This window comes from Sheuella amnicola, assembly GCF_010499255.1.
Taxonomy (GTDB): domain Bacteria; phylum Pseudomonadota; class Gammaproteobacteria; order Burkholderiales; family Burkholderiaceae_B; genus Zwartia; species Zwartia amnicola.
In genome coordinates this window covers 211,784-238,145 of record NZ_JAAGRN010000005.1, presented here as the reverse complement: position 1 = coordinate 238,145, position 26,362 = coordinate 211,784, and the positions used below count along the sequence as shown (strand labels likewise).

Below are 26,362 nucleotides of genomic sequence, written 5' to 3'. Positions count from 1 at the left end.
GCTGTCTGGTGTGGGTGCACTTTCAGGTTTGCCTATAATCGTTTCTTTAAGTTGGATAGTTCAAGATGGATCAATTTAAGCGCAGTACTACTCAACTTTTGCGTTCGTTTCCCTTGGCCTGTACGCTGGCCGTATCGTTGTTGGTTGTGCAGGTCGCATCGGTCGAGCCAGTGATGGCGCAGAGCCAGTCGACAAAGTCGTCAAAAAACACCAAAGCCGACAAGGAAAAAGCAGAAAAAGCCGAGAAGGACAAGGCGGCTAAAGAAGAGCAACCTTCACCTGCCGCAGTGGCAGCGACCACCCCGCCATCGACCGGTCCTGTTTTGGTTGGCGAGTTGAGTGCAGTGCCCGCGCCGACGATTGCGGCTAAGGCATGGATTACGCTGGATGTGAATAGTGGTCAGGTGATTGCCGCATCCAACCCTGATTTAAAGATCGAACCCGCGTCGCTGACCAAGATCATGACGGCGTATGTGGCGTTTAGTGCGGTGAAGGATAAGCGCTTGTCCATGGATCAGCAGGCAAATGTGTCGCAAACCGCCTGGAAGACGCGCGGTTCGCGGATGTTTATCGAGCCGCGCAAGCCAGTGACGATCGACGAGTTGTTCAAGGGCGTGATTATTCAGTCGGGTAACGATGGTTCAGTCGCTTTGGCTGAAGCCGTTTCTGGTACGGAAGACGCTTTTGTCGCCAAGATGAACGAAGAGGCCAAGCGCCTTGGCATGACCAATACCAATTTTCTGAATGCGACAGGTCTGCCTGATCCGATGCACACGACAACCGTGCGGGACTTGGCAACGCTTGCGCGTCACATGATTGTCGATCACGCGGAATACTTTCCCTACTATTCGATGCGTGAATTCACCTACAACAAAATCAAACAACCCAATCGCAATCGTTTGCTGTGGGCCGACCCCTCGGTCGATGGCATGAAGACCGGTCATACGGATGCGGCTGGTTATTGCCTGGTTGCTACCGCCAAGCGTGGTGACCGTCGCGTGATTACGGTGTTGGTGGGTGCCGATAGCTCGGCTACGCGCGCCGAAGAAAGTCTGAAGTTGTTGAACTGGAGCTTTCAGAACTTCGAAACGGTCAAGGTGTTTGACAAGAGTACGCCTGCTGTCGAAGCTCGCGTCTGGCAGGGTAAATCCAATATGGCCAAACTGGGCGTTAACGAACCATTATGGTTGACGGTTCCGCGCGGCAAGGCCGCCGACGTCAAGCCGATGATCAAGCGCCCTGACCCCTTGCTGGCCCCTTTGACGGAAGGCCAGAAGGTCGGCACGTTGTCCTTGATGCTGGATAACAAACTGTTGCGCACGACGCCGCTTGAGGTATTGACGCCGGTTGAGCGCGCCGGGTTCTTCGGCCGTAGCTGGGATGCAGTCAAGCTTTGGTTTAACTGATGGGGGCGCGTGATTTTTTCATGCGAATTCATTCGATAGTTGTCATCAATCTTTCGATAAGAGAAGTGAAATGGTTCAGAACATGTTGATTCAAGGCGTTTCGGGCGATCCCATCGTTTATTTGAATGGTGAATTCGGTCCGCTGTCGCAGGCCAAGATTTCCGTGCTTGATCGCGGCTTTATTTTTGGCGATGGTATTTATGAAGTGGTGCCTGTTTATCATCGCAAACCATTTCGCATGACGCAGCATTTGACCCGTTTGGATCGTAGTCTGGCCAAAATCCAGATCGCCGCGCCCCACACGCGCGAGCAGTGGGAAGCGTTGGTGCAGGATTTGATCAAGCGTTCGGGTGATGAAACTTGCATGGTCTATCTGCAGGTGACGCGTGGCGTGGCCAAGCGCGATCATGCTTATCCGGTACCTGCTGTGACACCTACCGTATTTGCGATGGTGGCACCGATGTCGCGTCCGAGTGCGGCTGCGCGGGAACATGGTCTGCGCGTGGTCAGCATCCCCGATGAGCGTTGGTTGCATTGCGATATCAAGTCGGTTTCGTTGCTGGGCAACGTGCTGGCCAAGCAAGCGGCTGTTGATGCAGGCGTGGATGAAGTCATTCAATACCGTGACGGTAATCTGACAGAAGCCGCCTCGTGCAATATCTGGGTGGTGAAGGGCGGCAAGTTGATTGCGCCGCTTAAGAATAATCTGGTTCTTGAGGGTATTCGCTACGGATTGCTGGAAGAGCTGGCTAAAGAGGCTGGCATCCCGTTTGAATTGCGCAATGTGACGCGTGCCGAGGTCGAGTCAGCCGACGAACTGATGCTGTCATCCGCCACGCGGGAGATTTTGCCGATTGTCGAGGTGGACGGTAAACCTGTCGCCGATGGTAAGCCCGGCAATGTGTACCGTCGTTTGGCGGCGCAGTACGATGCGCGTATCGCGGCGTTGGCGTAATCATTGAAGCAAGGATCGAAAATGCGTGATATCCCCGAATCCGAATCATTGATCAAATATCCGTGCGATTTTCCGATCAAGGTGATGGGTAAACAGGTGCCGGACATGGCGCAGGTTCTATCGGATTTGGTACGCGAATTCGATCCCGGCTTTGATCCGGCGACAGTTGAAATGCGCCCGAGTAAAGCGGGCAACTACATGGGACTGACTTTTACCGTGCGCGTGAACTCACGCGAGCAACTCGACTCGCTTTACCGTGCCCTGCACGGTCATGAGCTGGTATCCGTGGTGCTCTAGTGATCAGGCACTGGCCGCGTCCCAGCGATTATCGTACGGTCTGGGAGGCGATGCAGCGTTTTACCGCCGAGCGTGACGAGAACACTGCGGACGAAATCTGGTTGGTCGAGCACCCTCCAGTCTACACATTGGGTCAGGCAGGCAAGCCCGAGCACTTGTTGAACCCAGGCAATATCCCGGTGGTGCAGACAGATCGGGGCGGGCAGGTGACTTATCACGGTCCGGGTCAGATCATGGCCTATGTGCTGATGGATTTGAAACGCGCCAATCGGTTTATTAAAGCAATGGTCAATCAGCTGGAGCAAGCCACGATCGACACCTTGGCTGTCTATGGCTTGAAAAAAGCTTGCCGTAAGGAGGGTGCCCCGGGGGTTTATGTGCCTAGTGGGCACGATCTGGCCAAAATTGCCGCGCTGGGGATCAAGGTGCGTAACGGCTGCACCTATCACGGTATGGCGCTGAATGTGGCAATGGAGTTGTCCCCATTTAATGGCATAAATCCCTGCGGGTACGCAGGGTTACAGACGGTATGCATGGCCGATTATGGCGTGACGGCTAGCTGGGAAGAGGTCGCACAGACCTTGTCGGAGCAAATCACCCGGCATTGCGGGCTGCAGCTCGATTGAAGGGGTGTGGTTAGACGGACTTATTGCCAGTAGGGTTTGTGTCCGGATCCGAAGGTGCAAAGAGTAAAATGCCCCCTGTTGCGGTGATTTTGCCCGCAGTTATTCGATTTCAGAGAAAACATGTCCTCGACACCCATAGAACCCGGTAAAACAACCGCAAGCGAAGCTGCTTATGATCCGACTGCCAAGCAGAAGTCGCAAGCCAAGACTTCACGCATACCGATCAAGGTGGTCGCAGCCGAGCGACTAAAAAAACCGGAATGGATTCGCGTCAAGACAGCACCTGCCGGTTCGCGGTTTTATGAAATCAAAAAGATTTTGCGCGAACACAATTTGTATACGGTTTGCGAAGAGGCGTCTTGCCCCAATATTGGCGAATGCTTCGGCAAAGGTACGGCCACCTTCATGATCATGGGCGACAAGTGCACGCGTCGCTGTCCGTTTTGCGATGTGGGTCACGGCCGGCCGGATCCGCTGGATGTGGATGAGCCGATGAATCTGGCGCGTACGATCGCGGCCATGAAATTGAATTATGTGGTGATCACGTCAGTCGATCGCGACGACTTGCTGGATGGCGGTGCGAAACATTACATCGAATGCATTCAAAAGACGCGCGAGTTGTCGCCCAAGACACAGATCGAAGTCCTGGTGCCTGACTTCAGGGGCCGTCTGGATCGCGCGCTAGATATTATGGATACCTTTCCACCTGATGTGATGAATCACAATCTTGAAACCGTGCCGCGCTTGTATAAACAGGCTAGACCCGGTGCGGATTACATGCATTCACTCAAATTGCTGCAAGAATTCAAAAAGCGTCAGCCTAAAGTGCCGACCAAATCCGGCTTGATGGTTGGGCTGGGTGAAACGGACGAAGAGATTCTTGAAGTCATGCGCGACATGCGTGCGCATGATATTGATATGTTGACGATCGGTCAGTATTTGCAGCCTTCACCGCATCATTTGCCCGTGCTGCGCTACGTGCATCCCGATACGTTCAAGATGTTCGAAGAGAAAGCCTACGAGATGGGGTTTAGTCATGCGGCGGTGGGCGCAATGGTGCGGTCTTCGTACCATGCGGATCAGCAGGCGCATGCGGCCGGGGTTTAATTTGCATTTTGCTCCTAACAGTTCTTTTCGCTGACGATTTCATTGAAACTCTGCGAAATCAGTCTGTGAAAAGAACAGTGGGTTAATTCAAGTTCAAAACCTATACCCCACACCCACCATTGCGTTATAAGCGCTGATATTCGATGTGCCGTGGATCGGTACATTGCCGCGCCAACTGGTGAATCCGAAGCTGCCGAATCTTAGGTAGTTCATTTCAGCAAAACCATACAGATTCTGTGTCCACATCTGTTTGATGCCAAGTCCAACCATTGTGCCGTTAATTGAGGCTGAGGTGTCGTCCCGATTTGGCCCCTGATCGATGGAGACTCTGGAGACCACGCCACCTAGTTTTAAATATCCTTGCAGTTCGGTCGTAAATGCGTAGCCCGGCAGAATAGTTATGCCGACTTGCTGATTGATCGGGTTGAATTCGATCTGGGTGCCGATTGTCGCGGATTCGCCGATAGACCAGGTATATCCGGCGCTCACGATAAAGGGGACGGACTGGTTGTAAATGGTTCTGCCACTCAGTTGTCGATTGGTATTGCGAACGCCGACATTGGTTACGTTCGCAACATGCGGTTGATAGCCAACGGATGCCTGAAGGGTGAAGCCTTCAAAACTAGCTGCCGCAGATTGAATTTCAGGTCGATCCGATGCTTGAGCAGGCACTTGTGTCTGTCCGTTCGACACGCTTGATATTAGGCCGCACAATAGTCCGTTTAAAGCAAGGATCGGCAATGGCAGTCGAACTGATTTACTCACCCAAATAGGCCTCTTTGACTTTTGGATCATCAAGCATCTGTTTTGCGTCGCCACTCATCGTAATCAGCCCGGAGTCCATCACATAGGCGCGATCTGCTGCCTGCAAAGCTAGGCTGGCATTTTGTTCGACCAGCAATACCGTCACGCCCTGAGCGGAAATGTCGCGTACGACTTCAAAGATCTTTTGCACCATGATTGGTGACAGGCCCATCGAAGGCTCGTCAAGCAGCAACAGGCGCGGTTGACTCATCAGTGCACGCGCCATGGCCAGCATTTGCTGCTCGCCGCCAGACATGGTGCCGGCCAATTGGGCGGCACGCTCCTTGAGGCGAGGAAATATTTGGAACATGCGCTCGATGTCATCCGCAATGCCTGCGTTGTCATTACGCGAATAGGCTCCCATTTGCAGGTTCTCTGTGATGGTCATGCGCGAGAACACGCCACGCCCTTCTGGAACCATCGCCAGCCCTTGTTGCAGCAGGACATGGCTGGGTACGCCTTTAATGGATTTGCCCAGATATTCGATCTCGCCGCCCGCCCAATTTTGCAGGCCGGTGATCGCTTTCATGGTGGTTGTTTTGCCGGCACCGTTTGCGCCAATCAGCGTGACGAGTTCGCCGTCGCGGATTTCGAGATCAATGCCTTTAATGGCGTGGATGCCGCCATAGGCGACTTTGAGGTTCGAGATTTTGAGAAGAATGTCTTTCATGTCGCTTGCTCGATACTCAGTGTGCGGGTGTGCCGAGGTAGGCCTCGATCACGGCGGGATTTTTTTGAACATCCTGTGGCAAGCCTTGCGCAATGACTTTGCCGTAATCCAGCACGGTCAGGCGATTGCACAGGCCCATCACCAGTTTGACGTCGTGCTCGATCAGCAAAATGGTTTTTCCATCCTGACGAATCTTGTCGAGCAATGCGCGCAGTTCGACTTTTTCAGTGGCGTTCATGCCGGCGGCGGGTTCGTCCAACGCCAGCAGTTTGGGTTCAGTTGCCAGCGCGCGCGCGATTTCAAGCCGTCGTTGATGGCCGTAGGAAAGATTGCGTGCCGTGAAGTTTGCGTAACGACCGATGCCGACGTAGTCGAGCAGGCCTTGTGCGACCTCAACGACCTCGGCTTCTTCCTGCCGTACCGATTGTGGACGAAAGATCGCACCGAAGATGCCTGCATGGGTGCGCACATGGCGTCCGACCATCACGTTTTCAAGTGCGGTCATTTCGCCAAAGAGGCGAATATTCTGGAAGGTGCGCGCAATGCCGGCTTTGGCAACTTCATGCACGGCGGTCGGTTGATAGGCTGCGCCGCCAAAAACGAATTTGCCCGAGTCGGGCGTGTAAAGTCCGGTGATGACGTTGAAAAAGGTCGTTTTACCGGCGCCGTTGGGACCGATCAGTCCGTAGATTTCGCCGGCATTGATATGCAGGCCGACATCGGATAAGGCTTGCAGGCCGCCAAAACGCTTGTTGACACCCTGGACGGACAAAAGAATTTTCGGATCGCTCATGTCTGCCTCCGTATTAAGCGTTGACGCCGGGGGCGTCGGCGGTGACGGGGCGGTCTTCGCGCTTGGGAGCGGGCCACAGACCGGATGGACGATAAAGCATGACAACAACAAGCGCTAAGCCAAAGAGAAGTGAGCGCAGAACCTCGGCATCAATCAGCACGTGGCCGAATATCATCTTCTGAACTGGCGTGGCCAGTTCGCGCAATAGCTCCTGGAATCCGACCAGCAAAATACCGCCCAGAATCACTCCCGGAATATGTCCCATGCCGCCGAGTACGACGATGGCGAGAACGTAGATCGATTCCCACAGCACGAAGGACTCGGGTGATACGAACCCCTGAAACGCGCCGAAGGTCGCGCCCGATACGCCACCGAACGCCGCACCCATGGCGAAGGCAAGTAGCTTGACGTTGCGAGTGTTGATGCCCATCGCTTTGGCTGCGATCTCGTCTTCGCGGATGGCAACCCAGGCTCGACCGATGCGCGAATTCTGCAATCTCAAGCTGACGATGACGACAAGAATCACCAGAACGATCATCAGGTAGTAATACATCATGACAGGCGTCACGGTGTAGCCAAACAACTCGATTGATTTTGCGAAATCCACGCCAAAGAGCTTGACCGAATCCACTGCTGTGATGCCTTTGGGACCGTTGGTGATGTTGACCGGGCGATCCAGGTTGTTCATGAAAATCCGGATGATCTCGCCAAAACCCAGAGTGACAATGGCCAGATAATCCCCGCGCAATTTCAAGGTTGGCGCACCGAGAAGCGCACCAAATAAGGCTGCGACAGGCGCTGCGAGTAGCACGATCCACCAGTAGCCTAGATGCAATCCATTGGGAAATAGCTGGGCTAGCGCCGCAAACTGTGAGGTCAGGTGCGGAGAGCTCAATAGCGCCATTAAATAGGCGCCCACTGCGTAAAAGGCGATATAACCCAGATCAAGTAGCCCTGCAAAGCCCACCACGATGTTCAGGCCAAGGGCCAGCATGATGTACAGCAAGGCAAAGTCCAGAACACGCACCCAGTAATTGCCGCCCAGTGTTTGAGCGACCACGGGTGCGATCAATGCGATAGCCAGAAACCCGAAGAGCGAAAGCATCGAGTTTTTGGTTCTGGCGGCTTGCGCAGCTGCGGAGGTATTGGTTGTCATATTCATGTGTGTCCGTCCTTACGCGCGATCCGCGACGCGTTCGCCCATGATTCCGGATGGTCGGAAAACAAGTACGGTGATCAGCACAATAAAGGCGAAAACGTCCTGGTAGTTCGATCCGAAAATATCGTTGGTCAGATCGCCGATATAACCCGCGCCCAAGGCTTCGATCAGGCCCAGCAGAATGCCGCCTACCATCGCGCCCTTGAGATTGCCGATGCCCCCGAGTACAGCTGCGGTAAACGCTTTCAGTCCGGGGATGAAGCCCATGTAAAAGTGGGCATTGCCGTAATTGGTCGCCATCATGACGCCTGCAACGGCAGCTAGCGCGCCGCCGATCACGAAGGTTGCCGAGATGACGAAGTTGGGATTGACGCCCATCAGGCCCGCTACTTTGGGGTTTTCGGCGGTGGCGCGCATGGCGCGACCAAGCTTGGTCCGATTCACTAGAATCAACAGGCCGATCATGACGAGAATCGCCATGATGATGATCACGATTTCTTTACCTGTGATGGTGGCGCCTGTGTTGAACACATCAATTGGATCCGAGGGGAGCAGCTCAGGAAAAATCAACGGATTGCGCGACCATATGATCATGGCCAGCGTCTGAAGAATAATCGACACCCCGATCGCCGTGATCAATGGGGCGAGTCTTGGCGCATTGCGAAGCGGCCGGTATGCGATGCGCTCGATTGAATACGACAGTGCGCCGCAGATTGTCATGCCGACTAGCGTTGCGATGACAAGCGTCAGCCAGTCGGGCATCCCTGGAGCGAGGGCCTTGAGCCCGGCGATGGTCGATAAGGCGGATAGGGCGCCAACCATCAGGACTTCTCCGTGGGCAAAGTTGATGATGCCCAGAATTCCGTAAACCATTGTGTAGCCAAGCGCGATCAGTGCGTAAATGCTGCCGAGCACGAGGCCGTTCATCACCTGCTGGATGAAGATATCCATGAATACTCTCTAAAAAACACGGCACCGCGATATTGCTGCGGTGCCGTTTGGTCAGTCGATCTTGACTGAATTACATCTTGACAACATCAAGTACGGATTTCTTCTTGTCCTGGAAGTTATACAGCGTGATGATGCCTTCCTTCATGTCGCCCTTATCGGTAAAGGCGATGGTGCCGATCAGGCCATTGAGGTTGGTCTTGGGGATTTGAGCCAGAATGGCGGCCTTGTCTGTCGAGTTGGCGCGCTTCATGGCATCAACGATCACATAGACAGAGTCATAGGTGAAAGGTGCGTAGATTTGCACGGGTGTGTTGAAACGAGCCTGGTAGTTTTTGGAGAAGTCGGCGCCTTTTGCCATCTTGGACAATGCCAAGCCGGCTTCTGAGCAGATGATGTTGCCGACTGCGGGGCCGGACAACTCAGCCACCTTGTCGGTACACATGCCGTCACCCCCGACGATCTTGGCGGTGATGCCAAGTTCGCGGGCCTGTTTGGCCAAGGGGCCACCGGTGGCATCCATGCCACCGTACATGATGACGTCAGGTTTCTTGCCTTTGACTTTGGTCAGAATCGCTTTGAAATCCGTTGCCTTGTCGTTGGTGGCTTCGCGCGATACAACCGTCATGCCGTTTGCTTTGGCGGTTTTTTCGAATTCGTCGGCCAGGCCTTTACCGTAGGCGGTCGCATCATCGATGATGGCGACGTTTTTGGCTTTAAGCGACTTGGCTGCGTAGTTGGCCAGGGCAGGACCTTGTTGCGCATCAGTTGCGACTACGCGGTATGTGGTTTTAAAGCCTTGCTGTGTGTAGGCGGGATTGGTTGAGGACGGCGAAATCTGGACGATACCCGCATCGCTGTAAATTTTCGCGGCCGGAATGGACACGCCTGAGTTCAGGTGGCCGACTACGCCGACAACTTTGGCATCGACCAGCTTCTGTGCGACGGCCGTCCCGGTTTTGGGGTCGCCCGCATCGTCTTCACCGACCAGTTCAAGCTTGACTGCCTTACCGTTGATGGTCAGACCGGCTTTGTTGATTTCTTCGACAGCCAGGCGCGCGCCGTTTTCGTTGTCTTTACCGAGGTGAGCAATGGCGCCCGTCAGGGGGCCGGCGTGACCGATTTTGACAACCTCTTGGGCGGTTGCGGCATTGCCGGCGGCGAGCATGGCCAGTGCAGCGGCAAAAGGCAGGGCTTTATGGAATGTGTTCAACATCATGGATCTCCGTTGAAAGCAGGAAGCGATTATCGCAAGCGTGATAGTACTCGCAGGGCTGCGAGTATTGAATCAGTTTTACCCTAAAAACAGGGATTCCCCTAATAGGGAAATCTTATTGCTGCACAAAAAAGGTGCGCAGGCTAAACCGGAAATTTAAAAAGCGGTTAGTCGCGCTTCCACAAGGTGTCGGGCACATTGTTTGCCCGGTTGATGGTTCTTGCCAGAATGAACAGCAAATCGGACAGCCGATTGAGATATTGCTGCGGTAACTGCCCCATTGCTGATTGATGGTGCAGGGCGACGATGGCCCGCTCGGCCCTGCGGCATACGCTTCGAGCGACGTGAGCAAGCGATGCGCCACGCGATCCGCCAGGAAGAATAAATTCTTTCAATGGAGGAAGGTTTGCATTGAAGCCGGCGATTTGTTCGTCCAGGTAAGCGACTTGCTCGGGCTTCATGACTGAATACCCCGGCACAGCCAGTTCACTGCCCAAATCGAACAGTACATTTTGTACCCGAAGCAGTGGTGTGGATATGGATTCAGGCAACTGCTCGGCAAGCAAGACGCCAAGGCAGCTATTGAGTTCGTCCACATCACCCATGGCTTGAACGCGGGCGCTGTCTTTTGCCACGCGCGTTCCATCACCCAGACCGGTCGAGCCATCGTCACCAGTGCGTGTCGTAATTGCAGAGAGTCGGTAGCCCATGATGTATTCCGGGTGATGTAACGGTGCGGTTAAAGAACGTAGCGCGCCAGATCCTGACTGCCTGCCGCTTCGGCAAGCTTGTCGTTCACATAGTTCGCATCGAGCCTGATGGTTTGGCCACTGCTGGCTTGCGCGTCGAACGACAAGTCTTCAAGCAGTTTTTCCATCACGGTGTATAGGCGTCGCGCACCGATATTCTCGGTGCGTTCGTTGACTTCGTACGCCAGTTCGGCCAGTCGGGCGATCCCGTCTTCGGTAAAGTCCAATTGAACGTTTTCAGTCGCGAGCAGTGCCGTGTATTGCTTGGTCAGCGAGGCGTCAGTGTCGCAAAGAATGCGTACAAAGTCTTTGGCTGTTAACGAATCGAGTTCGACACGAATCGGAAAACGACCTTGCAGCTCGGGGATCAGGTCGGACGGTCGCGACAGATGGAACGCACCGGACGCGATGAACAGGATGTGATCTGTGCGAACCATGCCATATTTGGTTGTCACGGTTGTACCTTCAACCAGTGGCAGCAAGTCGCGCTGCACACCTTGACGCGACACATCGGCGCCGCCGGATTCCTGGCGTGCGGCGATCTTGTCGATTTCATCCAGAAACACGATGCCATGCTGTTCGACTTTGGAGATAGCCAACGTGCGAAGATCTTCTTCGTTGATGCGCTTGGCGGCTTCTTCGTCAGTCAGCAGCTTGAAGGCCTCTTTCACGGTCATCTTGCGCGATTTCTTTTTGTCGCGGGCGATGCCGGCGAACATGCCTTTGAGTTGCTCGGTCATGTCTTCCATACCGGGTGGACCCATAATGTCCATTTGCGGAGCAGGTTGCGCGACTTCGATTTCGATTTCGGTTGCGTCCAGATGCCCTTCGCGCAAACGCTTGCGAAACGTTTGGCGTGTGGCAGTCTCTTCACGAATGGGCGAGCCGTCTGCGGCGCGTGGGGGTGCAATCAGGACGTCGAGGATGCGATCTTCGGCCGCATCTTCGGCTTGAGAGCGCCAACGCTTCATTTCGAGTTCACGCGTTTGTTTGACCGCGATTTCGGCCAGATCGCGGATGATGGTGTCGACATCGCGACCGACATAGCCGACTTCGGTGAATTTGGTCGCTTCGATTTTGATGAAAGGTGCATCGGCAAGCTTGGCCAGGCGTCGCGCGATTTCTGTTTTGCCGACACCGGTCGGGCCGATCATCAGAATGTTTTTGGGGTGAATCTCGCTGCGAAGCGGCTCGGCAACCTGCTGGCGACGCCAACGATTGCGCAGCGCGACGGCGACCGAGCGTTTGGCCTTTTGTTGGCCGACGATGAATTTGTCGAGTTCGGAAACGATCTCTGCGGGTGTCATGGATGATGCGGACATAGGCTTACGGTAGAGTTTCGATCAGGTGTTGCTGGTTGGTGTAGATGCAAAGGTCGCCGGCGATTTCAAGCGATTGCTTGACGATGGCTTCCGGTGACAATTCTGTATGACGCATGAGGGCAAGCGCGGCGGATTGAGCGTAGGCACCGCCCGATCCGATCGCGGCGATACCGTTTTCGGGTTCAAGCACGTCGCCATTGCCCGTTAAAACCAAGGTGTGTTCGCGATCAGCCACAATCAGCATGGCTTCGAGACGACGCAGTACGCGATCGGTGCGCCAGTCACGCGTCAGCTCGACGGCCGCGCGCATCAGATGGCCTTGATGCTTTTCGAGTTTGCCCTCGAATCTTTCCTGCAGCGTGAATGCGTCGGCCGTTGCACCGGCGAATCCGGCCAGGATTTTGTCGTGATACAGGCGACGGATCTTGCGGGCCGTACCTTTGATGATGATATTGCCTAGCGTGACTTGACCATCGCCACCTAGCGCGACTTGGTCGCCTCGGCGCACACTGATGATCGTTGTGCCGTGAAATTGTTCCATTGTTGTGTTGCCTTTACTCAAAAACAAGAAAGCACACTGTCTGCAAGCCGTTTGCAAAAAGTGTGCCTCCAATCATTTTGTGGACGTGGTGTCGAGGTGCGACTGTTCGCGACTTGCGCGGCAATCTCGCTCGTATTCCGTGTCCGTATTCTGTGTTGCCTTTTATGCTCAGTCGCCGAACATTTTCTGGCGCATTTCGCGACGTTCTTGCGCTTCGAGCGATAGCGTTGCGGTTGGACGAGCGAGTAGTCGGCGCAGGCCGATCGGCTCACCGGTCTCTTCACACCAGCCGTATTCGCCCGAGTCGATACGCACGATCGATTGTTGAACTTTTTTGAGCAGCTTGCGTTCGCGATCCCGCGTGCGCAACTCAAGTGCGTGCTCTTCTTCGATGGTGGCGCGATCGGCCGGATCGGGTACGAACTGAGTTTCGCGCAAGTGTTCGGTGGTCTCGCCGGCGTTGCTCAGAAGCTCTGTTTCCAGTTGGCGCAGGCGGTCACGAAAGAAGCCCAGTTGACGTTCGTTCATGTAGTCCGACTCGGGCATCTTCAACAACTCAGCTTCGGTGGGCAGATTGTTTTCGGACAGATCGCCTGCCGCTTCGGTATTTTTCTTTGCTGCCTTGGTAGCCATAAATACTCCAAAAATTTAAATTCCGCGCATGTGCGCGAAACACTTACTTAGTCAGACACTGTTCGAGACCTTTTGTAAAAATCTCTTGTGGCAGTTTGCGTCCGATAAAAACCATCTTTGTCGATTTCTTTTCGTTCGCTTGCCAGGGCTTGCCGGGTTCGGCTCCCATCATTTGATGCACTCCCTGAAAAAGCATGCGTCGGTTGATGCCTTTCATGTAGAGAATGCCCTTGTAGCGCAGCAGATCCGGACCATAGACTTGAACCACGCCGCCGAGAAATTCCTCAAGACGCTCGGGGTCGAAGGCTTTGTCCGATTTGAATACGAACGCGCCAATCTCATCATTGTGCGCGGGCGCATGATGATGGTGATGATGGTGCGTTGGGTCGGTGCAAGTAGCATGATCATGGTCATGGTCGTGACTGTGATCGTGGCCGCAGGTGGCGTGATCATGATCGTGCCCGTGGTCATGCTCGCAGTGGCCATGGTCGTGATCGCAATGCGAATGATCATGCGCATCGGGGTGATCGTCGGCCAGAAACTGGGGATCAATGTCCAGAATCGTGTTCAGATTGAAGCCACTGATATCGATCAGTTTTTTCAGGTCAGTTTCGCCGAAATGCACGGCCTCGATTGCAGCGCGCGGGTTGATGTGAATCAGACGGCGGCGTAGGTTGGCGTATTCTGCATCTGTCACCAGATCTTTTTTGGATACCAGAATGCGATCGGCAAAACCCACCTGCTTTTGGGCTTCTTCCTGTTTGTCCAGTGTTTGCATGCCGTGCTTTGCATCCACAACGGTGACGACCGCATCCAGGCGGTAGTAGTCGGCGATGTCGTCATCCATGAAAAACGTCTGACAGACGGGGCCGGGGTTAGCCATGCCGGTGGTTTCTATGATGACGCGCTCGAAATTCAATTCGCCGGCCTGGCGACGGGTGCGTAAATCATTCAGGGTACGCATCAGGTCGCCACGCACGGTACAGCAGACGCATCCATTGGAGAGCTCGATGATCTCTTCTTCCTGGTCTGTCACCAGCAAATCGTTGTCGATGCTTTCGGGCCCGAATTCGTTCTCGATCACGGCGATTCGTTTGCCGTGATACTCACTCAGGATGCGCTTGAGCAGGGTGGTTTTACCGGCACCGAGAAAACCGGTGAGGACGGTGACGGGGACCATTGAGTCCAGACTGCTAGGGGAATTCATGTGCCAATCAACTTCTGAAACGGGTCAAGGTGCCATGCACCGGGTAATGTTCTGACTTAAGACGAACGCCGGATTACAGCACAGCCCTCTTTATCCGGCAAACTAGTGAACTATGGGTTTACCAGAGTGGGGTGCTGTGAGTAACCTCCCACTATATAGGGATGATCGTCCGTAATTCAAGAGGGGTGATTGAAATAGTTCAACAAGCCAAAACGTCATAACCTATTGTTATGTAACGATTTTGTAATATTTTCTCAACCAATCTCTTAAGTGCCAGGGAAAAATAATTGCCAAAATGACTTAGGATTTTCGTCTTGATCTGGGGTGGGCCGAGTCGTAGGCTTTAGCAAGATGCTGAAAATCCAGCCGCGTATAGAGCTGAGTGGTTGAAATGTTGGCATGCCCAAGCATTTCCTGAACCGCCCTCAAGTCCTGAGCTGATTGCAGTACATGGCTGGCAAAACTGTGCCTGAGGACGTGGGGATGAACATGAGTCGGCAGTCCTGCCAATTGAGCGAGGCGCCCTAGTTGGATTTGCACAATGCGCGGACTGATTCTGCGTCCACGCGCCCCTAAAAATAAAGCCGCCTGGTCCGAGTCGGATCCGTGAGGCAGGGCTAATTGCGGTCGCAATTCAAGCCAGCGGCCGATAGCCTCCAGCGCCTGAGTGCCAATGGGTACGGCGCGACGCTTGCCACCTTTACCGAGAACATGCACCTCTTTGTCCGTCAGATTGATCCAGCTTTGTGAGGTGTGATCTTTGGTTTGGGTATAGGCCAGATCAAGGCTGACTAGTTCGGATAAGCGCAAGCCGCTTGAATAAAAGAGCTCGAACATGGCACGGTCGCGTAATGCTGCCGGTGTATTTTGCGCAGTCATGACGGGTGCATCGAGTAGGGCTTGTGTTTGATCGACCGATAGCGCTTTGGGCAAGGCGCGGGCTACTTTCGGTGCGCGCACATCCGCGGCGGGATTGGTCGCCATGTTGATTTGAGGAGCCCACCATTTGTAAAAGCCTCGCCAGGCAGCCAGCATGCGCGCGAGACTGCGAGGTTCATGACCCTGCGCATGCAGTCGTCCCAGAAAATGCCGTATGTTGCCATTGACCAATTGATTCAGCTGTTTGCCGTCCGCAAGCAACACGAGCTGTTGCAGGTCGCGACGATAGGCCGCCAGTGTATGGCCGCTATAGCGCCTGTTCGTCTCAAGGTGTTGAATCCACTGCTCAACCGGTTCGGGGATATCGACATCCTTGAGTGACATGGTGCGCTCGGTAGGCTGAAGATCAGACTTGAGGCTGCAGGGTGCTTGCGCTTAGACCGGCTTGAGTCGCGATAAAGCGGCACTGGCCAGGCGACCGACTGTTTCAAGAAAATCGGTGCCCATGTCCGGTGAAAAGCGTTCGGCATCATCGGATCCGAGCACCAGCAATCCAAATGCCGACTCGCCTCGAGCTGAGCGCAAAGGGATAATGGCAAGCGAAGCCGGCTTGGCGTTTAACCATGCTGCCGGAGCCTGTTCGGTATCGGTGCCACAGTAAGGGGTGCGCAATTCATTCGCATATGCGTGCACCGACTCATCAACGGGTGCGCCGACCCCTTCAGGCGGCAAGTCCAGCCCCCAGACGCGCAAGGCAACTTCCTGGAGGTTGAATTGTTCGGCCAGGCCAAGTGCCACCTCGCCGGGCAGGCGAATAGGGGATTGCTCGGCCAGCATACGGGCGCACCAGTCGTTCAGGTTGCGTGCGGTTGCGTCATTAAATGATGCGTTACGCACGAGATCCGCCAGACGAAATTCGAATTCGCGCACGCGCTCGCGCAGGATCAGAATTTGTCTTTCGCCAAGCGAGATCGCATGGGTCTGATGCGGGTGGGGAACTTCCAGCGTGGAGAAAAGCTCTGCGTGACGCGCAAAAAAGTCGGGATTTTCTTGCAGGAATTTGGCCACGTTCTGCGCGGTCAGCGAATTGGGCATGTCAGGAAGCTCTTCAGGTTGGAATGGATGCAAGCAGCTTGTCGATATCGATGCTGCCGGAAAAAACGGTGACGGCCGGACCGGTCATGCGAAGCGCTTTGCCGTCCCAGGCAATGCTGAGCCATCCGCCGTGAGTGCGTACGCGCACAGGCGAGTCGAGCAGGCCTCGACGGATGCCGGCGGCAACGGCAGCGCAAGCCCCGGTGCCGCATGCAAGCGTCTCACCCGCGCCGCGCTCGTAAACGCGCAAGTGAATGGTATGGCGGTCGATGATCTGCATAAAACCGGCATTCACGCGTCTCGCAAAGCGGGGATGCGATTCGATGGCCGGGCCGATCGTGGCGACAGGCGCGTGATCGACGTCGTCCACGACTTGAACTGCGTGCGGATTGGAGATGGCGACAAGCGATAGCCAGACCGTCTGCTCGCCGATCGGCAGTCCATACAGGGTATCGTTATTGAGCGAGCGGGTTTCGAGTCCGTCGGGGTCGAATGGCAGCGCTTCAGGGTCGAACCGGGTTTGACCCATTTCGACCTCTACCTCGCCATTTTGTTTTGCTTCAAGGGTGATGAGCCCCGTTGCGATCTCGGCGCGCAGTGGGTTGCGGGCAGACAGCTTTTGCTCATGGACGAATTTGACGAAGCAGCGGGCGCCATTGCCGCAATGCTCGACTTCGCTGCCATCGGCATTGAAAATCCGGTAGCGAAAATCGGCCTCGGGGTGGCTCGGTGTGTCGACCAGCAATATCTGGTCGCAACCGATGCCGAAGTGTCGGTGGGCAATCGCGCGCGCACGCTCGGGGGTCATTTCGATGGCGGCGCGAACGCCATCCAGCACGACAAAGTCGTTGCCTGCCCCATGCATTTTTGTGAAGTTCCAAATCATGCCGACATTATCGCCAAATTGTGGATCGATCAGTGCAAAACCTATCAAACTTGCATCAATAAAACTTGGGTTCGCCTTCAGGACGTGTTTTAAAACGACGATGTACCCAGTAATACTGGCTGGGACAGCGTCGCACCCAGGATTCGATGTGCTGATTGAGGCGAGCAGTGGCGGCTTCGATGCTGTCGTCCAGTTCCTGACTGGTGTCTGGAGCATTCGATTTTGGTAAGTTGGGGAAGTCTTCTAATGGCGCACCGACTTCGACGTCATATCGCCCTGTTTTGGGGTCCCATTGGGAGTACACCGGCAGCACCGGCAATTTCCATTTCCGTGCGATCTGCGCCGTGGCGGTTTGAGTGGCCGCTTGAACACCGAAAAAAGGCACAAATACTGAGCCAGTTCGGCCGAAGTCCATGTCCGGCAGGTAATAAATCGGCACGCCTTGATTGATATAGCGCAGCAATGCCCTAAAGCCTTCCTTGCGGCTGACCAGATGAACTGCATGAAAGCGCGCTCTGCCCAGCCTGACGAGCGCATCAATATCCGGATCCCGCTGAGGACTGTATATCGTGGCGCCTTCGGGACTGAAGTAAGTCAGGCGTGTGGCTGCAGCATCCAGGCCGATGAAATGCGGCGCAAGCAGCATAATTGACCCGTGTTTGGCAAGTAAATCGGGCATGCGCTCATGACCTTTGCAAACAATAAGTTCGCAGACCTGGTCTGCCGTACCGAACCAAAACACACTGCGGTCGATAAAACTCTGTGTGAAGGCGCGCAGATGGTCGCGCACGATTTGCGCGCGCGCTTGTTCCGATAATTCTGGAAAGCACAGGTCGATATTGCGCTTTGCGATTTTGACGCGTCGTCGCGCCAATAAGGTCGTGACATGAGTCAAAAAGGCCCCCACGCGCAAACGCGCCGGGGTGCCGAGGTTTGCCAGCCACTGGAACAAGCCGATCAGCAAGCGCATTTTGAATGAACGTTTTTTGAGTGCCGCGATCGTCTCTGCCCACTCTGTCGTGGTGTTCAGGTCGGGCACGTCTGTGCCAGATTTTTGTTCCGCGGTTACTTGTTGATTCATGCGTGAAATGAGATCTTGGGATGGGGCCAGTCTGCTTGTCAATTGGAAATCACTGGTCAAGAGGCATCATTTTCGCTTAAAATAATGAAAGTCGCTGAGTTAAGCGACAACTTGCGGGGCGACCAAAAAATAATTCCGCTAAAGCGTCGCGCCCAATCCAGCGTCTGACAGGCAATTTCATACAGGTGATGGTTCGGGGTGCAACGCACCTCCTTCAACCATCCCCGGCTTTGCCGGAAAAGGACGTGATCATGTCAAAGTCAACCGACTATCTCTTCACTTCGGAATCTGTTTCCGAAGGCCATCCCGATAAAGTAGCCGACCAGGTTTCTGATGCGATTCTGGACGCGATCTTCACCCAGGATCCCAATGCGCGTGTTGCCGCCGAAACGCTGTGCAATACCGGTCTGGTCGTGCTGGCAGGTGAAATCACCACCACTGCCAACGTGGACTACATCCAGGTCGCTCGCGACACCATCAAGCGCATTGGTTACGACAACACCGACTACGGTATCGACTATAAAGGTTGCGCCGTGCTGGTCGCCTATGACAAGCAGTCGCCCGACATTGCGCAAGGCGTCGATCGTTCTTCGGAAGATTATCTGAATCAGGGTGCGGGCGACCAGGGTTTGATGTTTGGCTACGCTTGCGACGAGACTCCCGATTTGATGCCCGCGGCCATCTGGTACGCGCATCGCCTGGTGCAGCGCCAGAGCGAGCTGCGCAAAGACGGTCGTCTGCCATGGTTGCGTCCCGATGCCAAGTCTCAGGTGACCTTCCGCTACGTCAACGGTAAGCCTGTCGAAGTCGATACGGTTGTGTTGTCGACCCAGCACGCTCCGGAAATTTCGCAGTCGACAATTCACGAAGCCGTGATCGAAGACATCATTCGCCCCAGCTTCCCCGAAGGGTTGCTGACCCCAAAGACCAAGTTCCTGATCAACCCGACCGGTCGTTTCGTGATCGGTGGCCCGCAGGGTGATTGTGGCCTGACTGGCCGCAAGATTATTGTCGACACCTATGGCGGCGCATGCCCGCATGGTGGTGGCGCGTTCTCGGGCAAGGATCCTTCGAAGGTTGACCGCTCGGCCGCGTATGCTGCCCGTTACGTTGCCAAGAACATCGTTGCCGCAGGTTTGGCCAAGCAGTGCCAGGTGCAGGTCAGCTATGCAATCGGCGTAGCCGAGCCGATCAACATCACCGTTTACACCGAAGGCACGGGCGTGGTTCCTGATGAGCAATTGGCCAAGTTGGTGCGCGAGCATTTCGACTTGCGTCCGAAAGGCATCGTCAACATGCTGGACCTGCTGCGTCCGATCTATAGCAAGACGGCCGCCTATGGCCACTTCGGTCGCTCGGAGCCCGAGTTCTCTTGGGAAGCAACCGACAAGGCTGCTGCACTCAAAAAGTCGGTCTGATGACCGATCAAACCACAGCCACGGACGATGAATGGGCGAACGCCGATTCGCCGTGCGTGGCAGTGTGTTCGACTCTATTCGATGATGTTTGCCGTGGCTGCGGTCGCACGGTGATGGAGGTCTCGAACTGGGTGTTCATGACCGAAGAAGAAAAAAAGGAAGTCTGGGTCAGAATCCGCGCGGAAGGTTATCCGCGCAGACCCTGAGTTTTTTGACTCCGGTCGCTTCCTGAAAGCTCGATCTTATTCAGCTTTGATCTTGGCTTCTTTGATCAAGTTGGTGAAGCGAGGCACGTCCCTTGCGATCAAAGCAGCGAAAGCTTTGGGACCTTGCTCGGATGGGGGCGGAATGACCGCTGCCATCTTGTCGAACTTTTCGATGACTTCCGGATCTTTCAGTGCATTCGAAAGCGCTTTGGCCAGACGCTCGACCACGGCTGGTGGTGTGCCTGCAGGTGCCGCGATGCCATTCCATACACTTAAATCGAACTCGGCCGCACCGGCTTCGGCAAAGGTTGGCACGTCCGGAATTTGGGGCAGACGCTGTTTTGCAGATACCGCGACGGACTTGACGCGATCGCCCTTATGGATCGGAATCATAGTGACGGTCTGATCAATCACGGCATCAACGGTGCCGGCCATCAGGTCCGCAATCGCGGGACCTGCTCCGCGATACGAGATGAGTGTGCCGTTGGTTTTAGTCACGTAGAGAAACATGGCTGCGGCGATATGTCCGGTCGAGCCCGGGCCGGCGGTGCCGAAGTTGATTGAGCCATCGTTTTTACGCAGTCTAGCGAGCAATTCGTTGAGCGACTGTATGCCGCTCTTTTTGCTCACCGAAATGACCATCGGTACGTCGGCGACCAAACCGATTGGTGCCAGGTCTTTGACAGGGTCAAACTTGATGTTGGGGTAGAGCGGAGCGGCAATCGCAAGCGAACCCATATTGCCGAACGTGATGGTGTAGCCGTCCGGATTGGACTTCAGGACTTTTTGCGTGCCGATTGTGCCGCCGCCACCACCCACGTTTTCGACAACGATCTGCTGACCGAGGTCTTTGGACATGGCGGCTGCGACGATGCGAGCCAAGCCGTCAGTCGATCCGCCCGGTGCGTAGGCAACGACCATCGAAATGGGGCGGGTCGGGTAGTTTTGTGCCTGAGCGGTTGTGCCTGCGAGGGCGGCCGCGCAGAGTGCGGCGGTCATAATTTTTTTCATCATTGTCTCTAGTGTGTCGGAGCCGCGTATCTACGAAGCCCGGACATTTTTGTGTTTACTTTTACTAATTACTCTTCGGACAGAGTCGTGCCCGCCAGTTTTTCGGACAGCTTTGCTATTGCCGTATGATCCTGGCCCGGTCCTAGCATGGCAGCCGACGCGGCCCACATCTCACGGCATAGTGACGCGAAAGGCGTGGGGGTGTTGGTGTCCTTGCCGATGCCCAAGGCGATGCTCAGATCCTTGACCATCAGATCCAGGCCGAAGCCGGCGTTGTACTTGCCCGACAATACGAATTGCTTGAATTTCTTCTGAGTCGAATTGTTCATGCCGGTCGATGAATTCAGGACATCCACCATCGCTGCCGGGTCCAGCCCGAAGCGCTTGCCGATCAGCAGCGCTTCGACGCCGATCAGAAAACCACCTGCCGAAACGAGATTGTTCAGTGCCTTCATGGCGTGAGCCGAACCCACATCGCCAGTATGTGTGATTGAGGTTCCCATGCACGACAACACGGGACGAACGCGCTCAAGCAGGTCGGCGCTGCCGCCGAACATGATGGCGAGCTCGCCTGTTTTGGCGCGGGGCACGCCACCCGAAACCGGGGCATCGACAAAATGACCCTGTGCTTTTGCGACTTGCTCAGCCAGTGTGCGCGTAATGGTTGGCACGCCTGAAGTCATATCCACCACGATGGTGCCGGGGCGCAGGCCGGCCAAGACACCATCCGGGCCATTCAGAACGGTTTCGACGATCGCGCTGGTGGGCAGGATGGTGATAATGATGTCGGATGCCTGAGCCAAGGCGCGGTTTGAAGCGGCGGCGGTGCCGCCGATTTCTTTTGCGAAAGCCTGTGTGCGTTCGGCCGAGGCATCAATCACTTGCAAAGGGTAGCCGGCTTTGTGCAGCAGGGAGGCCATCGGCCAACCCATGCTACCCAGGCCGATGAAACCAATGGTTTGTTTGGCGCTCATTATTTAGCTGCCTTTTTAGCTGCTTTCTTGGCGGGCGCTTTTTTGGCTGCGGCTTTTTTGGCTGGGGCTTTCTTGGCAGCCTTTTTTGCAGCTTTTTCGTAGGCGCCTTCGGCGGTCAATACTTCGTTGGCAGCCTTGAAGGCGTCCAGGCCTGCCGGAATGCCGCAATACACGGTGGCGTGCAACAGGACTTCCTTGATTTCTTCAACGGAAACGCCGTTGGCCAGAGCGCCCTTGACGTGCAGCTTGATTTCAGCCGAGCGGTTCAAGGCAGTCAGCATGGCCAGATTCAGCATGCTGCGTGTTTTGCGCGACAGGCCGTCACGGGTCCAGGCATAGCCCCAGCACCATTCGGTGGTGATGTGCTGGAACGCCATGGTGAAGTCGTTTGCCTTGGCGATCGATCCGTCTACATATTCAGGTCCGAGAACAGCGCGACGCACCTCGAGGCCTTCTTTGAACAGTTTTGCGGTTTCTGATTTTGCTGACATGTCTTGCTCCCGTATTTGTAATGAATAGTATTGAGAATTGTTGAATGATCGATCAGTGATCGACGCCCCATCCGTCGATTGTGTCTGTTCGGCAATCCTCGTGTCAAGTATAGTTCCCCATAGGTACGACAAACAAAAACAGGGAGACAGCATGACTTTGCCGAACTACGAGATATTTGCTTTGCGCTACGCCACGATGGCAGTGCGCCCGCGTGGAGAAAATTTCATCGCGCATGATCCGCACGAGGAGAACATGCCGATGGATTACTTCGTTTGGGTGATCCGCAATGCCGATCGTGTGATTTTGGTGGACACCGGATTTAACCAGAGGCAGGCAACGGAGCGTGGCCGCACATTGCTACGGTGCCCGGTGAAGTCTCTGTCATTGCTGGGCATTGCGCCCGAACAAATCGATGATGTCATCATCACGCATTTGCATTATGACCACGCCGGAAATATCGATCTGATCCCGCGCGCGCAGTTTCATATTCAGGACGACGAGGTTGATTACGCATGCGGTCGACATATGTGCCACGGCCTGTTCAGGCACGCGTACGATGTCGAGAATGTGGTGGATCTGGTGCGACGGGTCTATGCGGATCGCGTGTCGTTTCATGATGGTGCGCATACGCTGGCGCCGGGAATCGAGCTGATGAAGATCGGCGGACATACAAAAGGCCTGCAATCCGTGCGCGTTCACACCGCGCGTGGCTGGGTCGTGCTTGCGTCGGATGCCAGTCATTATTACGAGAATATGCTCAAGCCATCGCCGTTTCCGATCGTGTTTCATGTGGGGGATATGCTTGCGGGATATGACAAGCTGCGCAGCCTAGCCGACTCAGAGGACCATATCGTGCCTGGGCATGACCCGCTTGTGCGCGTCAAATACCCGTTCTGGGGTGACCCAGCCAACGATATCATCGCGCTGCACATGCCGCCGAAAGCCTGAGTTATAATTGCAAAGCTTTTGAGGAGCGCTGCGACAAGCGACTGACTTGCCAGGCTCAAAAGCTTCTTCTCGTTACCGCCGGATCATTCCGGCCTTAACGGCGCTCACCCAATCCTGCCAGGCAGCGGTTGCGGTGGTGCATATGTGGTTCTATACACTTTCCCCCCTATTGCTGCTTTGCGGGCCTACCGGAGCCTACAAAGCCATGAATGCACATAAAGAAAAATTCCACGACTACGCGATCGCCGATATGAGCCTTGCCGACTGGGGTCGCCGTGAAATCCAGATCGCCGAAACCGAAATGCCTGGCTTGATGGCCACGCGCGAAGAATTTGTCATGACGCAACCCCTCAAGGGAGCCCGCATTGCGGGTAGTTTGCACATGACTATTCAGACCGCTGTCCTGATCGAGACGCTAAAGGCGCTTGGCGCAGACGTTCGCTGGGCATCGTGCAATATTTTTTCGACCCAGGATCACGCTGCCGCCGCGATTGCGGCCTCGGGCACGCCGGTGTTCGCCAAAAAAGGTGAATCGCTGGTCGAATACTGGGACTATACCCACAAGATCTTCGAGTGGCCGGGCGAGCATCAGGCCAACATGATTCTGGATGACGGTGGCGATGCGACATTGCTGTTGCATCTGGGCACCAAGGCCGAATCCGATCTGTCTGTTCTGGACAAGCCATCGTCCGAAGAAGAGGAAATCCTTTTCGCGTCGATCAAAAAGACACTGAAGCATCATCCGAAGTGGTATTCGACCCGCTTGGCACAAATCAAGGGCGTGACCGAAGAAACAACCACGGGCGTGCTGCGCTTGTACAACATGTCCAAGAAAGGCGAGCTCGCTTTTGCCGCGATCAACGTCAACGACTCGGTCACCAAGTCCAAGTTCGACAACCTGTACGGTTGCCGCGAATCGCTGGTTGACGCAGTCAAGCGCGCAACCGACGTGATGGTTGCCGGCAAGATTGCCGTGATCGCAGGTTATGGCGATGTGGGCAAAGGCTCGGCTCAGGCGATGGCAGCGTTGCGTGCCCAGGTCTGGGTCACCGAAATCGATCCGATTTGCGCACTGCAGGCCGCGATGGAAGGCTACAAGGTTGTCACCATGGAAGAGGCTTGCGACAAGGCAGACATCTTTGTGACCGCGACCGGCAACTTCAATGTGATCACGCGCGCCCACATGGAGCGCATGAAAGATCAGGCCATCGTTTGCAACATCGGTCACTTCGATAATGAAATTGATGTCGCCGGGATTGAGGACTTGAAGTGGGAAGAGATCAAGCCTCAGGTTGATCACGTGATCTTCCCAGATGGCAAGCGTATTATCCTGTTGGCTAAGGGTCGCCTGGTGAACCTTGGTTGCGGAACGGGTCACCCATCGTTTGTGATGTCGTCCTCCTTCACCAACCAGACTATGGCGCAGATCGAATTGTTCTCGCGTAATGACGAATACAAAGCTGGTCAGGTTTATATCCTTCCCAAGCATTTGGACGAGAAAGTCGCACGTCTGCACCTGAAGAAGATCGGCGCCAACTTGTCGACACTGACTCCGCAGCAAGCTGCCTACATCAGCGTCAAGCAAGAAGGCCCATTCAAGTCGGATCACTATCGTTATTGATGTGTTGTACGCCCCGCCAGTTTGACTGGCGGGTTTCTTTCCTCACTTGATCGGAGTCCATCATGGGCATGTTGCTTCTCGTCTGGTTACTAAATGCGGTTGCTTTACTGGGGGTGAGTTACCTGTTGTCGTCCGGCATCCATATCAATGGCTTCGGCTCGGCGATGTGGGCGGCTCTGATCCTAGGGTTGGTGAACACGATCGTCAAGCCGGTATTTCAGTTGCTAACCTTGCCGATCACGATCGTGACAATGGGCTTGTTTCTGTTTGTCATCAACGGCCTGCTGTTCTGGATGGTTGGCTCAATGCTTTCCGGGTTCCGTGTCGACGGTTTCTGGTGGGCGGTAGGTGGCGCGATTCTGTATACATTGATTTCCGGTCTTCTGATGAATTTGATCGGGGCATGACCAAGGTTGTTTAAATGACATCTTCTACTCGCCCGGCTTTCAGCCTGGAGTTTTTTCCTCCGCGTGATGCGGCCGCCCAGGCTCGACTGGTCGATGGTGCGCGACAAATGTCGGTGATTAATCCGCATTACGTTAGCGTGACGTTTGGTGCGGGCGGCACCACGCGTGAGGGTACGCTTGATACCGTGCGTACCATGCGCGGCATGGGCTGGGACGCTGCACCGCATCTGTCGTGCATTGGATCATCGCGCGAAGATTTGCGCGCCTTGTTACAGACTTATCGCGACGAGGGCGTGCGTCGCATTGTTGCGTTGCGTGGCGATATGCCATCGGGCATGGGCATCGAGTCGGCTGGCGCTTTGCGACATGCAAGCGACCTGGTCGAATTGATTCGGGCCGAGACGGGCGACTGGTTTCATATTGAAGTCGCGGCTTATCCTGAAATGCACCCCCAGGCCTCCGGTCCGGAAAAGGATTTGCAGCATTTTGTGCAAAAGGTGCGCGCCGGCGCCAACAGCGCAATCACGCAATACTTCTTCAATGCGGATGCGTATTTCGATTTCGTCGATCGGGTGCAGTCGCAGGGTATCGATATCCCGATCATTCCGGGGATCATGCCGATCACCAATTACACGCAATTGATGCGGTTTTCAGAGATGTGTGGTGCTGAAGTCCCGCGTTGGGTGCGTTTGCGTTTAGCCGAAATGGGCGACGATCGCGAATCGATTCGCGCGTTCGGTACGGAAGTGGTGACGGATTTGTGCCAGACACTGCTGGATAATGATGTGCCTGGGTTGCATTTTTATACGTTGAATAATGCAGAGGCGACGTTGGCGATTTGGAAGGGATTGTCGAACTAACAACAGAAAATAAAGAGCAAAAAAAAGGAACTCAAAATGAGTTCCTTTTTT

At 54.9% G+C, this 26,362-nt stretch carries 28 protein-coding genes, 1 pseudogene and 1 riboswitch; of the genes and pseudogenes, 11 read left to right on the top strand and 18 right to left on the bottom strand.

Translation table 11 applies throughout. The features are described from left to right. Positions 1-65: 65 nt before the first annotated feature. The 5 genes from G3I67_RS09295 (at position 66) to lipA (ending at position 4,391) form a co-directional block, all read left to right on the top strand. Positions 66-1,406 carry a D-alanyl-D-alanine carboxypeptidase family protein gene (locus G3I67_RS09295; RefSeq protein WP_235931829.1) on the top strand — a complete coding sequence of 447 codons (1,341 nt, stop codon included), beginning with the start codon at positions 66-68 and terminating at the stop codon, positions 1,404-1,406. Between the two features lie 70 nt (positions 1,407-1,476). Beyond that, entirely contained in the window at positions 1,477-2,361 is an 885-nt protein-coding gene (locus G3I67_RS09290; protein WP_235931828.1) for a D-amino acid aminotransferase, read from the top strand. A gap of 21 nt (positions 2,362-2,382) precedes the next feature. Continuing rightward, positions 2,383-2,658 carry a DUF493 family protein gene (locus tag G3I67_RS09285; protein WP_163654562.1) on the top strand — a complete coding sequence of 92 codons (276 nt, stop codon included), beginning with the start codon at positions 2,383-2,385 and terminating at the stop codon, positions 2,656-2,658. Continuing rightward, positions 2,658-3,284: a lipoyl(octanoyl) transferase LipB gene (gene lipB / locus G3I67_RS09280; protein WP_163654560.1), complete on the top strand. Its 627-nt coding sequence runs from the start codon at positions 2,658-2,660 to the stop codon at positions 3,282-3,284. The genes G3I67_RS09285 and lipB overlap by 1 nt, the downstream gene beginning before the upstream one ends. 120 nt (positions 3,285-3,404) lie before the next feature. Next, entirely contained in the window at positions 3,405-4,391 is a 987-nt protein-coding gene (gene lipA / locus G3I67_RS09275; RefSeq protein WP_163654558.1) for a lipoyl synthase, read from the top strand. 93 nt (positions 4,392-4,484) lie between these two features. Here the strand turns inward: lipA and G3I67_RS09270 are convergent, their stop codons facing one another. The 15 genes from G3I67_RS09270 to G3I67_RS09200 all read right to left on the bottom strand — a co-directional run bounded on the left by G3I67_RS09270 (position 4,485) and on the right by G3I67_RS09200 (position 18,263). After that, positions 4,485-5,156: an outer membrane protein gene (locus G3I67_RS09270; RefSeq protein ID WP_163654556.1), complete on the bottom strand. Its 672-nt coding sequence runs from the start codon at positions 5,154-5,156 to the stop codon at positions 4,485-4,487. Next, positions 5,149-5,865 carry an ABC transporter ATP-binding protein gene (locus tag G3I67_RS09265; protein ID WP_163654554.1) on the bottom strand — a complete coding sequence of 239 codons (717 nt, stop codon included), beginning with the start codon at positions 5,863-5,865 and terminating at the stop codon, positions 5,149-5,151. The genes G3I67_RS09270 and G3I67_RS09265 overlap by 8 nt, the downstream gene beginning before the upstream one ends. Positions 5,866-5,881: 16 nt before the next feature. Next, complete coding sequence (locus G3I67_RS09260; protein ID WP_163654552.1) at positions 5,882-6,658, bottom strand: ABC transporter ATP-binding protein; 777 nt, start codon at positions 6,656-6,658, stop codon at positions 5,882-5,884. 13 nt (positions 6,659-6,671) lie between these two features. Next, positions 6,672-7,763, bottom strand: a complete 1,092-nt coding sequence (locus G3I67_RS09255; RefSeq protein WP_375539311.1) for an ABC transporter permease subunit — start codon at positions 7,761-7,763, stop codon at positions 6,672-6,674. Between the two features lie 69 nt (positions 7,764-7,832). After that, on the bottom strand, positions 7,833-8,768 hold the full coding sequence (locus tag G3I67_RS09250) for a branched-chain amino acid ABC transporter permease (RefSeq protein ID WP_163654548.1): 936 nt from the start codon (positions 8,766-8,768) through the stop codon (positions 7,833-7,835). A gap of 70 nt (positions 8,769-8,838) precedes the next feature. After that, entirely contained in the window at positions 8,839-9,933 is a 1,095-nt protein-coding gene (locus G3I67_RS09245; protein ID WP_375539310.1) for a branched-chain amino acid ABC transporter substrate-binding protein, read from the bottom strand. Positions 9,934-10,148: 215 nt separating this feature from the next. Beyond that, positions 10,149-10,691, bottom strand: coding sequence for a cob(I)yrinic acid a,c-diamide adenosyltransferase (locus tag G3I67_RS09240; protein ID WP_163654546.1), 543 nt, complete (start codon positions 10,689-10,691; stop codon positions 10,149-10,151). Positions 10,692-10,720: 29 nt separating this feature from the next. Then, a complete protein-coding gene (hslU, locus tag G3I67_RS09235; protein WP_163654545.1) occupies positions 10,721-12,052 on the bottom strand; it encodes an ATP-dependent protease ATPase subunit HslU in 1,332 nt (443 codons plus the stop codon). A 4-nt stretch (positions 12,053-12,056) separates the two neighbouring features. Further along, positions 12,057-12,593, bottom strand: a complete 537-nt coding sequence (hslV, locus tag G3I67_RS09230) for an ATP-dependent protease subunit HslV (RefSeq protein WP_163654543.1) — start codon at positions 12,591-12,593, stop codon at positions 12,057-12,059. Between the two features lie 168 nt (positions 12,594-12,761). Beyond that, the gene (gene dksA / locus G3I67_RS09225) at positions 12,762-13,226 is read right to left on the bottom strand and encodes an RNA polymerase-binding protein DksA (RefSeq protein WP_163654541.1); all 465 of its coding nucleotides are present in this window, start codon (positions 13,224-13,226) and stop codon (positions 12,762-12,764) included. Between the two features lie 43 nt (positions 13,227-13,269). Continuing rightward, complete coding sequence (locus G3I67_RS09220; protein WP_163654539.1) at positions 13,270-14,433, bottom strand: CobW family GTP-binding protein; 1,164 nt, start codon at positions 14,431-14,433, stop codon at positions 13,270-13,272. Between the two features lie 300 nt (positions 14,434-14,733). Further along, the gene (xerC, locus tag G3I67_RS09215) at positions 14,734-15,696 is read right to left on the bottom strand and encodes a tyrosine recombinase XerC (protein WP_163654537.1); all 963 of its coding nucleotides are present in this window, start codon (positions 15,694-15,696) and stop codon (positions 14,734-14,736) included. Between the two features lie 51 nt (positions 15,697-15,747). Then, entirely contained in the window at positions 15,748-16,407 is a 660-nt protein-coding gene (locus G3I67_RS09210) for a DUF484 family protein (RefSeq protein WP_163654535.1), read from the bottom strand. 13 nt (positions 16,408-16,420) lie between these two features. Then, positions 16,421-17,293 (bottom strand): diaminopimelate epimerase, encoded by an 873-nt coding sequence (gene dapF / locus G3I67_RS09205; RefSeq protein WP_163654533.1) that lies wholly within the window; start codon positions 17,291-17,293, stop codon positions 16,421-16,423. Between the two features lie 55 nt (positions 17,294-17,348). Further along, complete coding sequence (locus G3I67_RS09200; RefSeq protein ID WP_163654789.1) at positions 17,349-18,263, bottom strand: lysophospholipid acyltransferase family protein; 915 nt, start codon at positions 18,261-18,263, stop codon at positions 17,349-17,351. A 362-nt stretch (positions 18,264-18,625) separates the two neighbouring features. On the opposite strand from G3I67_RS09200, the gene metK reads away from it, so the two are divergent. Both metK and G3I67_RS09190 read left to right on the top strand, forming a co-directional pair. Beyond that, complete coding sequence (metK, locus tag G3I67_RS09195; RefSeq protein WP_163654531.1) at positions 18,626-19,792, top strand: methionine adenosyltransferase; 1,167 nt, start codon at positions 18,626-18,628, stop codon at positions 19,790-19,792. Further along, positions 19,792-19,998, top strand: a complete 207-nt coding sequence (locus G3I67_RS09190; RefSeq protein ID WP_163654529.1) for a DUF1289 domain-containing protein — start codon at positions 19,792-19,794, stop codon at positions 19,996-19,998. Before metK ends, G3I67_RS09190 begins: the two co-directional genes overlap by 1 nt. Positions 19,999-20,034: 36 nt before the next feature. Here the strand turns inward: G3I67_RS09190 and G3I67_RS09185 are convergent, their stop codons facing one another. The 3 genes and pseudogenes from G3I67_RS09185 to G3I67_RS09175 all read right to left on the bottom strand — a co-directional run. Beyond that, complete coding sequence (locus tag G3I67_RS09185; protein ID WP_235931823.1) at positions 20,035-20,997, bottom strand: Bug family tripartite tricarboxylate transporter substrate binding protein; 963 nt, start codon at positions 20,995-20,997, stop codon at positions 20,035-20,037. A gap of 80 nt (positions 20,998-21,077) precedes the next feature. After that, positions 21,078-21,983 (bottom strand): NAD(P)-dependent oxidoreductase, encoded by a 906-nt coding sequence (locus G3I67_RS09180; protein ID WP_163654527.1) that lies wholly within the window; start codon positions 21,981-21,983, stop codon positions 21,078-21,080. Between the two features lie 92 nt (positions 21,984-22,075). Continuing rightward, positions 22,076-22,474 (bottom strand): annotated as a pseudogene (locus tag G3I67_RS09175) (carboxymuconolactone decarboxylase family protein); the annotation flags it as partial. 151 nt (positions 22,475-22,625) lie between these two features. On the opposite strand from G3I67_RS09175, the gene G3I67_RS09170 reads away from it, so the two are divergent. The 4 genes from G3I67_RS09170 to metF all read left to right on the top strand — a co-directional run bounded on the left by G3I67_RS09170 (position 22,626) and on the right by metF (position 26,311). Further along, entirely contained in the window at positions 22,626-23,423 is a 798-nt protein-coding gene (locus G3I67_RS09170) for an N-acyl homoserine lactonase family protein (RefSeq protein WP_163654522.1), read from the top strand. Positions 23,424-23,437: 14 nt separating this feature from the next. Beyond that, positions 23,438-23,536, top strand: a riboswitch (S-adenosyl-L-homocysteine riboswitch). A 92-nt stretch (positions 23,537-23,628) separates the two neighbouring features. Continuing rightward, positions 23,629-25,044, top strand: a complete 1,416-nt coding sequence (ahcY, locus tag G3I67_RS09165) for an adenosylhomocysteinase (protein ID WP_163654520.1) — start codon at positions 23,629-23,631, stop codon at positions 25,042-25,044. A 68-nt stretch (positions 25,045-25,112) separates the two neighbouring features. Continuing rightward, a complete protein-coding gene (locus G3I67_RS09160; RefSeq protein WP_375539309.1) occupies positions 25,113-25,451 on the top strand; it encodes a phage holin family protein in 339 nt (112 codons plus the stop codon). Positions 25,452-25,465: 14 nt separating this feature from the next. Beyond that, the gene (gene metF, locus G3I67_RS09155; protein ID WP_163654516.1) at positions 25,466-26,311 is read left to right on the top strand and encodes a methylenetetrahydrofolate reductase [NAD(P)H]; all 846 of its coding nucleotides are present in this window, start codon (positions 25,466-25,468) and stop codon (positions 26,309-26,311) included. Positions 26,312-26,362 lie beyond the last annotated feature (51 nt).

What these genes read in the sequence shown, in the direction of transcription:
- G3I67_RS09285 (WP_163654562.1), top strand. Translation starts at nt 2,383, where the DNA reads ATGCGTGATATCCCCGAATCCGAATCATTGATCAAATATCCGTGCGAT.
- G3I67_RS09160 (WP_375539309.1), top strand. Translation starts at nt 25,113, where the DNA reads ATGTTGCTTCTCGTCTGGTTACTAAATGCGGTTGCTTTACTGGGGGTG.
- metF (WP_163654516.1), top strand. Translation starts at nt 25,466, where the DNA reads ATGACATCTTCTACTCGCCCGGCTTTCAGCCTGGAGTTTTTTCCTCCG.
- dapF (WP_163654533.1), bottom strand. Translation starts at nt 17,293, where the DNA reads ATGATTTGGAACTTCACAAAAATGCATGGGGCAGGCAACGACTTTGTC.
- G3I67_RS09245 (WP_375539310.1), bottom strand. Translation starts at nt 9,933, where the DNA reads ATGCTCGCCGCCGGCAATGCCGCAACCGCCCAAGAGGTTGTCAAAATC.
- metK (WP_163654531.1), top strand. Translation starts at nt 18,626, where the DNA reads ATGTCAAAGTCAACCGACTATCTCTTCACTTCGGAATCTGTTTCCGAA.
- G3I67_RS09260 (WP_163654552.1), bottom strand. Translation starts at nt 6,658, where the DNA reads ATGAGCGATCCGAAAATTCTTTTGTCCGTCCAGGGTGTCAACAAGCGT.
- G3I67_RS09290 (WP_235931828.1), top strand. Translation starts at nt 1,477, where the DNA reads ATGGTTCAGAACATGTTGATTCAAGGCGTTTCGGGCGATCCCATCGTT.
- G3I67_RS09180 (WP_163654527.1), bottom strand. Translation starts at nt 21,983, where the DNA reads ATGAGCGCCAAACAAACCATTGGTTTCATCGGCCTGGGTAGCATGGGT.
- ahcY (WP_163654520.1), top strand. Translation starts at nt 23,629, where the DNA reads ATGAATGCACATAAAGAAAAATTCCACGACTACGCGATCGCCGATATG.
- hslV (WP_163654543.1), bottom strand. Translation starts at nt 12,593, where the DNA reads ATGGAACAATTTCACGGCACAACGATCATCAGTGTGCGCCGAGGCGAC.
- G3I67_RS09185 (WP_235931823.1), bottom strand. Translation starts at nt 20,997, where the DNA reads ATGACCGCCGCACTCTGCGCGGCCGCCCTCGCAGGCACAACCGCTCAG.
- dksA (WP_163654541.1), bottom strand. Translation starts at nt 13,226, where the DNA reads ATGGCTACCAAGGCAGCAAAGAAAAATACCGAAGCGGCAGGCGATCTG.
- xerC (WP_163654537.1), bottom strand. Translation starts at nt 15,696, where the DNA reads ATGTCACTCAAGGATGTCGATATCCCCGAACCGGTTGAGCAGTGGATT.
- lipA (WP_163654558.1), top strand. Translation starts at nt 3,405, where the DNA reads ATGTCCTCGACACCCATAGAACCCGGTAAAACAACCGCAAGCGAAGCT.
- G3I67_RS09170 (WP_163654522.1), top strand. Translation starts at nt 22,626, where the DNA reads ATGACTTTGCCGAACTACGAGATATTTGCTTTGCGCTACGCCACGATG.
- G3I67_RS09200 (WP_163654789.1), bottom strand. Translation starts at nt 18,263, where the DNA reads ATGCGCTTGCTGATCGGCTTGTTCCAGTGGCTGGCAAACCTCGGCACC.
- G3I67_RS09295 (WP_235931829.1), top strand. Translation starts at nt 66, where the DNA reads ATGGATCAATTTAAGCGCAGTACTACTCAACTTTTGCGTTCGTTTCCC.
- G3I67_RS09265 (WP_163654554.1), bottom strand. Translation starts at nt 5,865, where the DNA reads ATGAAAGACATTCTTCTCAAAATCTCGAACCTCAAAGTCGCCTATGGC.
- G3I67_RS09250 (WP_163654548.1), bottom strand. Translation starts at nt 8,768, where the DNA reads ATGGATATCTTCATCCAGCAGGTGATGAACGGCCTCGTGCTCGGCAGC.
- G3I67_RS09210 (WP_163654535.1), bottom strand. Translation starts at nt 16,407, where the DNA reads ATGCCCAATTCGCTGACCGCGCAGAACGTGGCCAAATTCCTGCAAGAA.
- G3I67_RS09240 (WP_163654546.1), bottom strand. Translation starts at nt 10,691, where the DNA reads ATGGGCTACCGACTCTCTGCAATTACGACACGCACTGGTGACGATGGC.
- hslU (WP_163654545.1), bottom strand. Translation starts at nt 12,052, where the DNA reads ATGTCCGCATCATCCATGACACCCGCAGAGATCGTTTCCGAACTCGAC.
- G3I67_RS09255 (WP_375539311.1), bottom strand. Translation starts at nt 7,763, where the DNA reads ATGCTTTCGCTCTTCGGGTTTCTGGCTATCGCATTGATCGCACCCGTG.
- G3I67_RS09190 (WP_163654529.1), top strand. Translation starts at nt 19,792, where the DNA reads ATGACCGATCAAACCACAGCCACGGACGATGAATGGGCGAACGCCGAT.
- G3I67_RS09220 (WP_163654539.1), bottom strand. Translation starts at nt 14,433, where the DNA reads ATGAATTCCCCTAGCAGTCTGGACTCAATGGTCCCCGTCACCGTCCTC.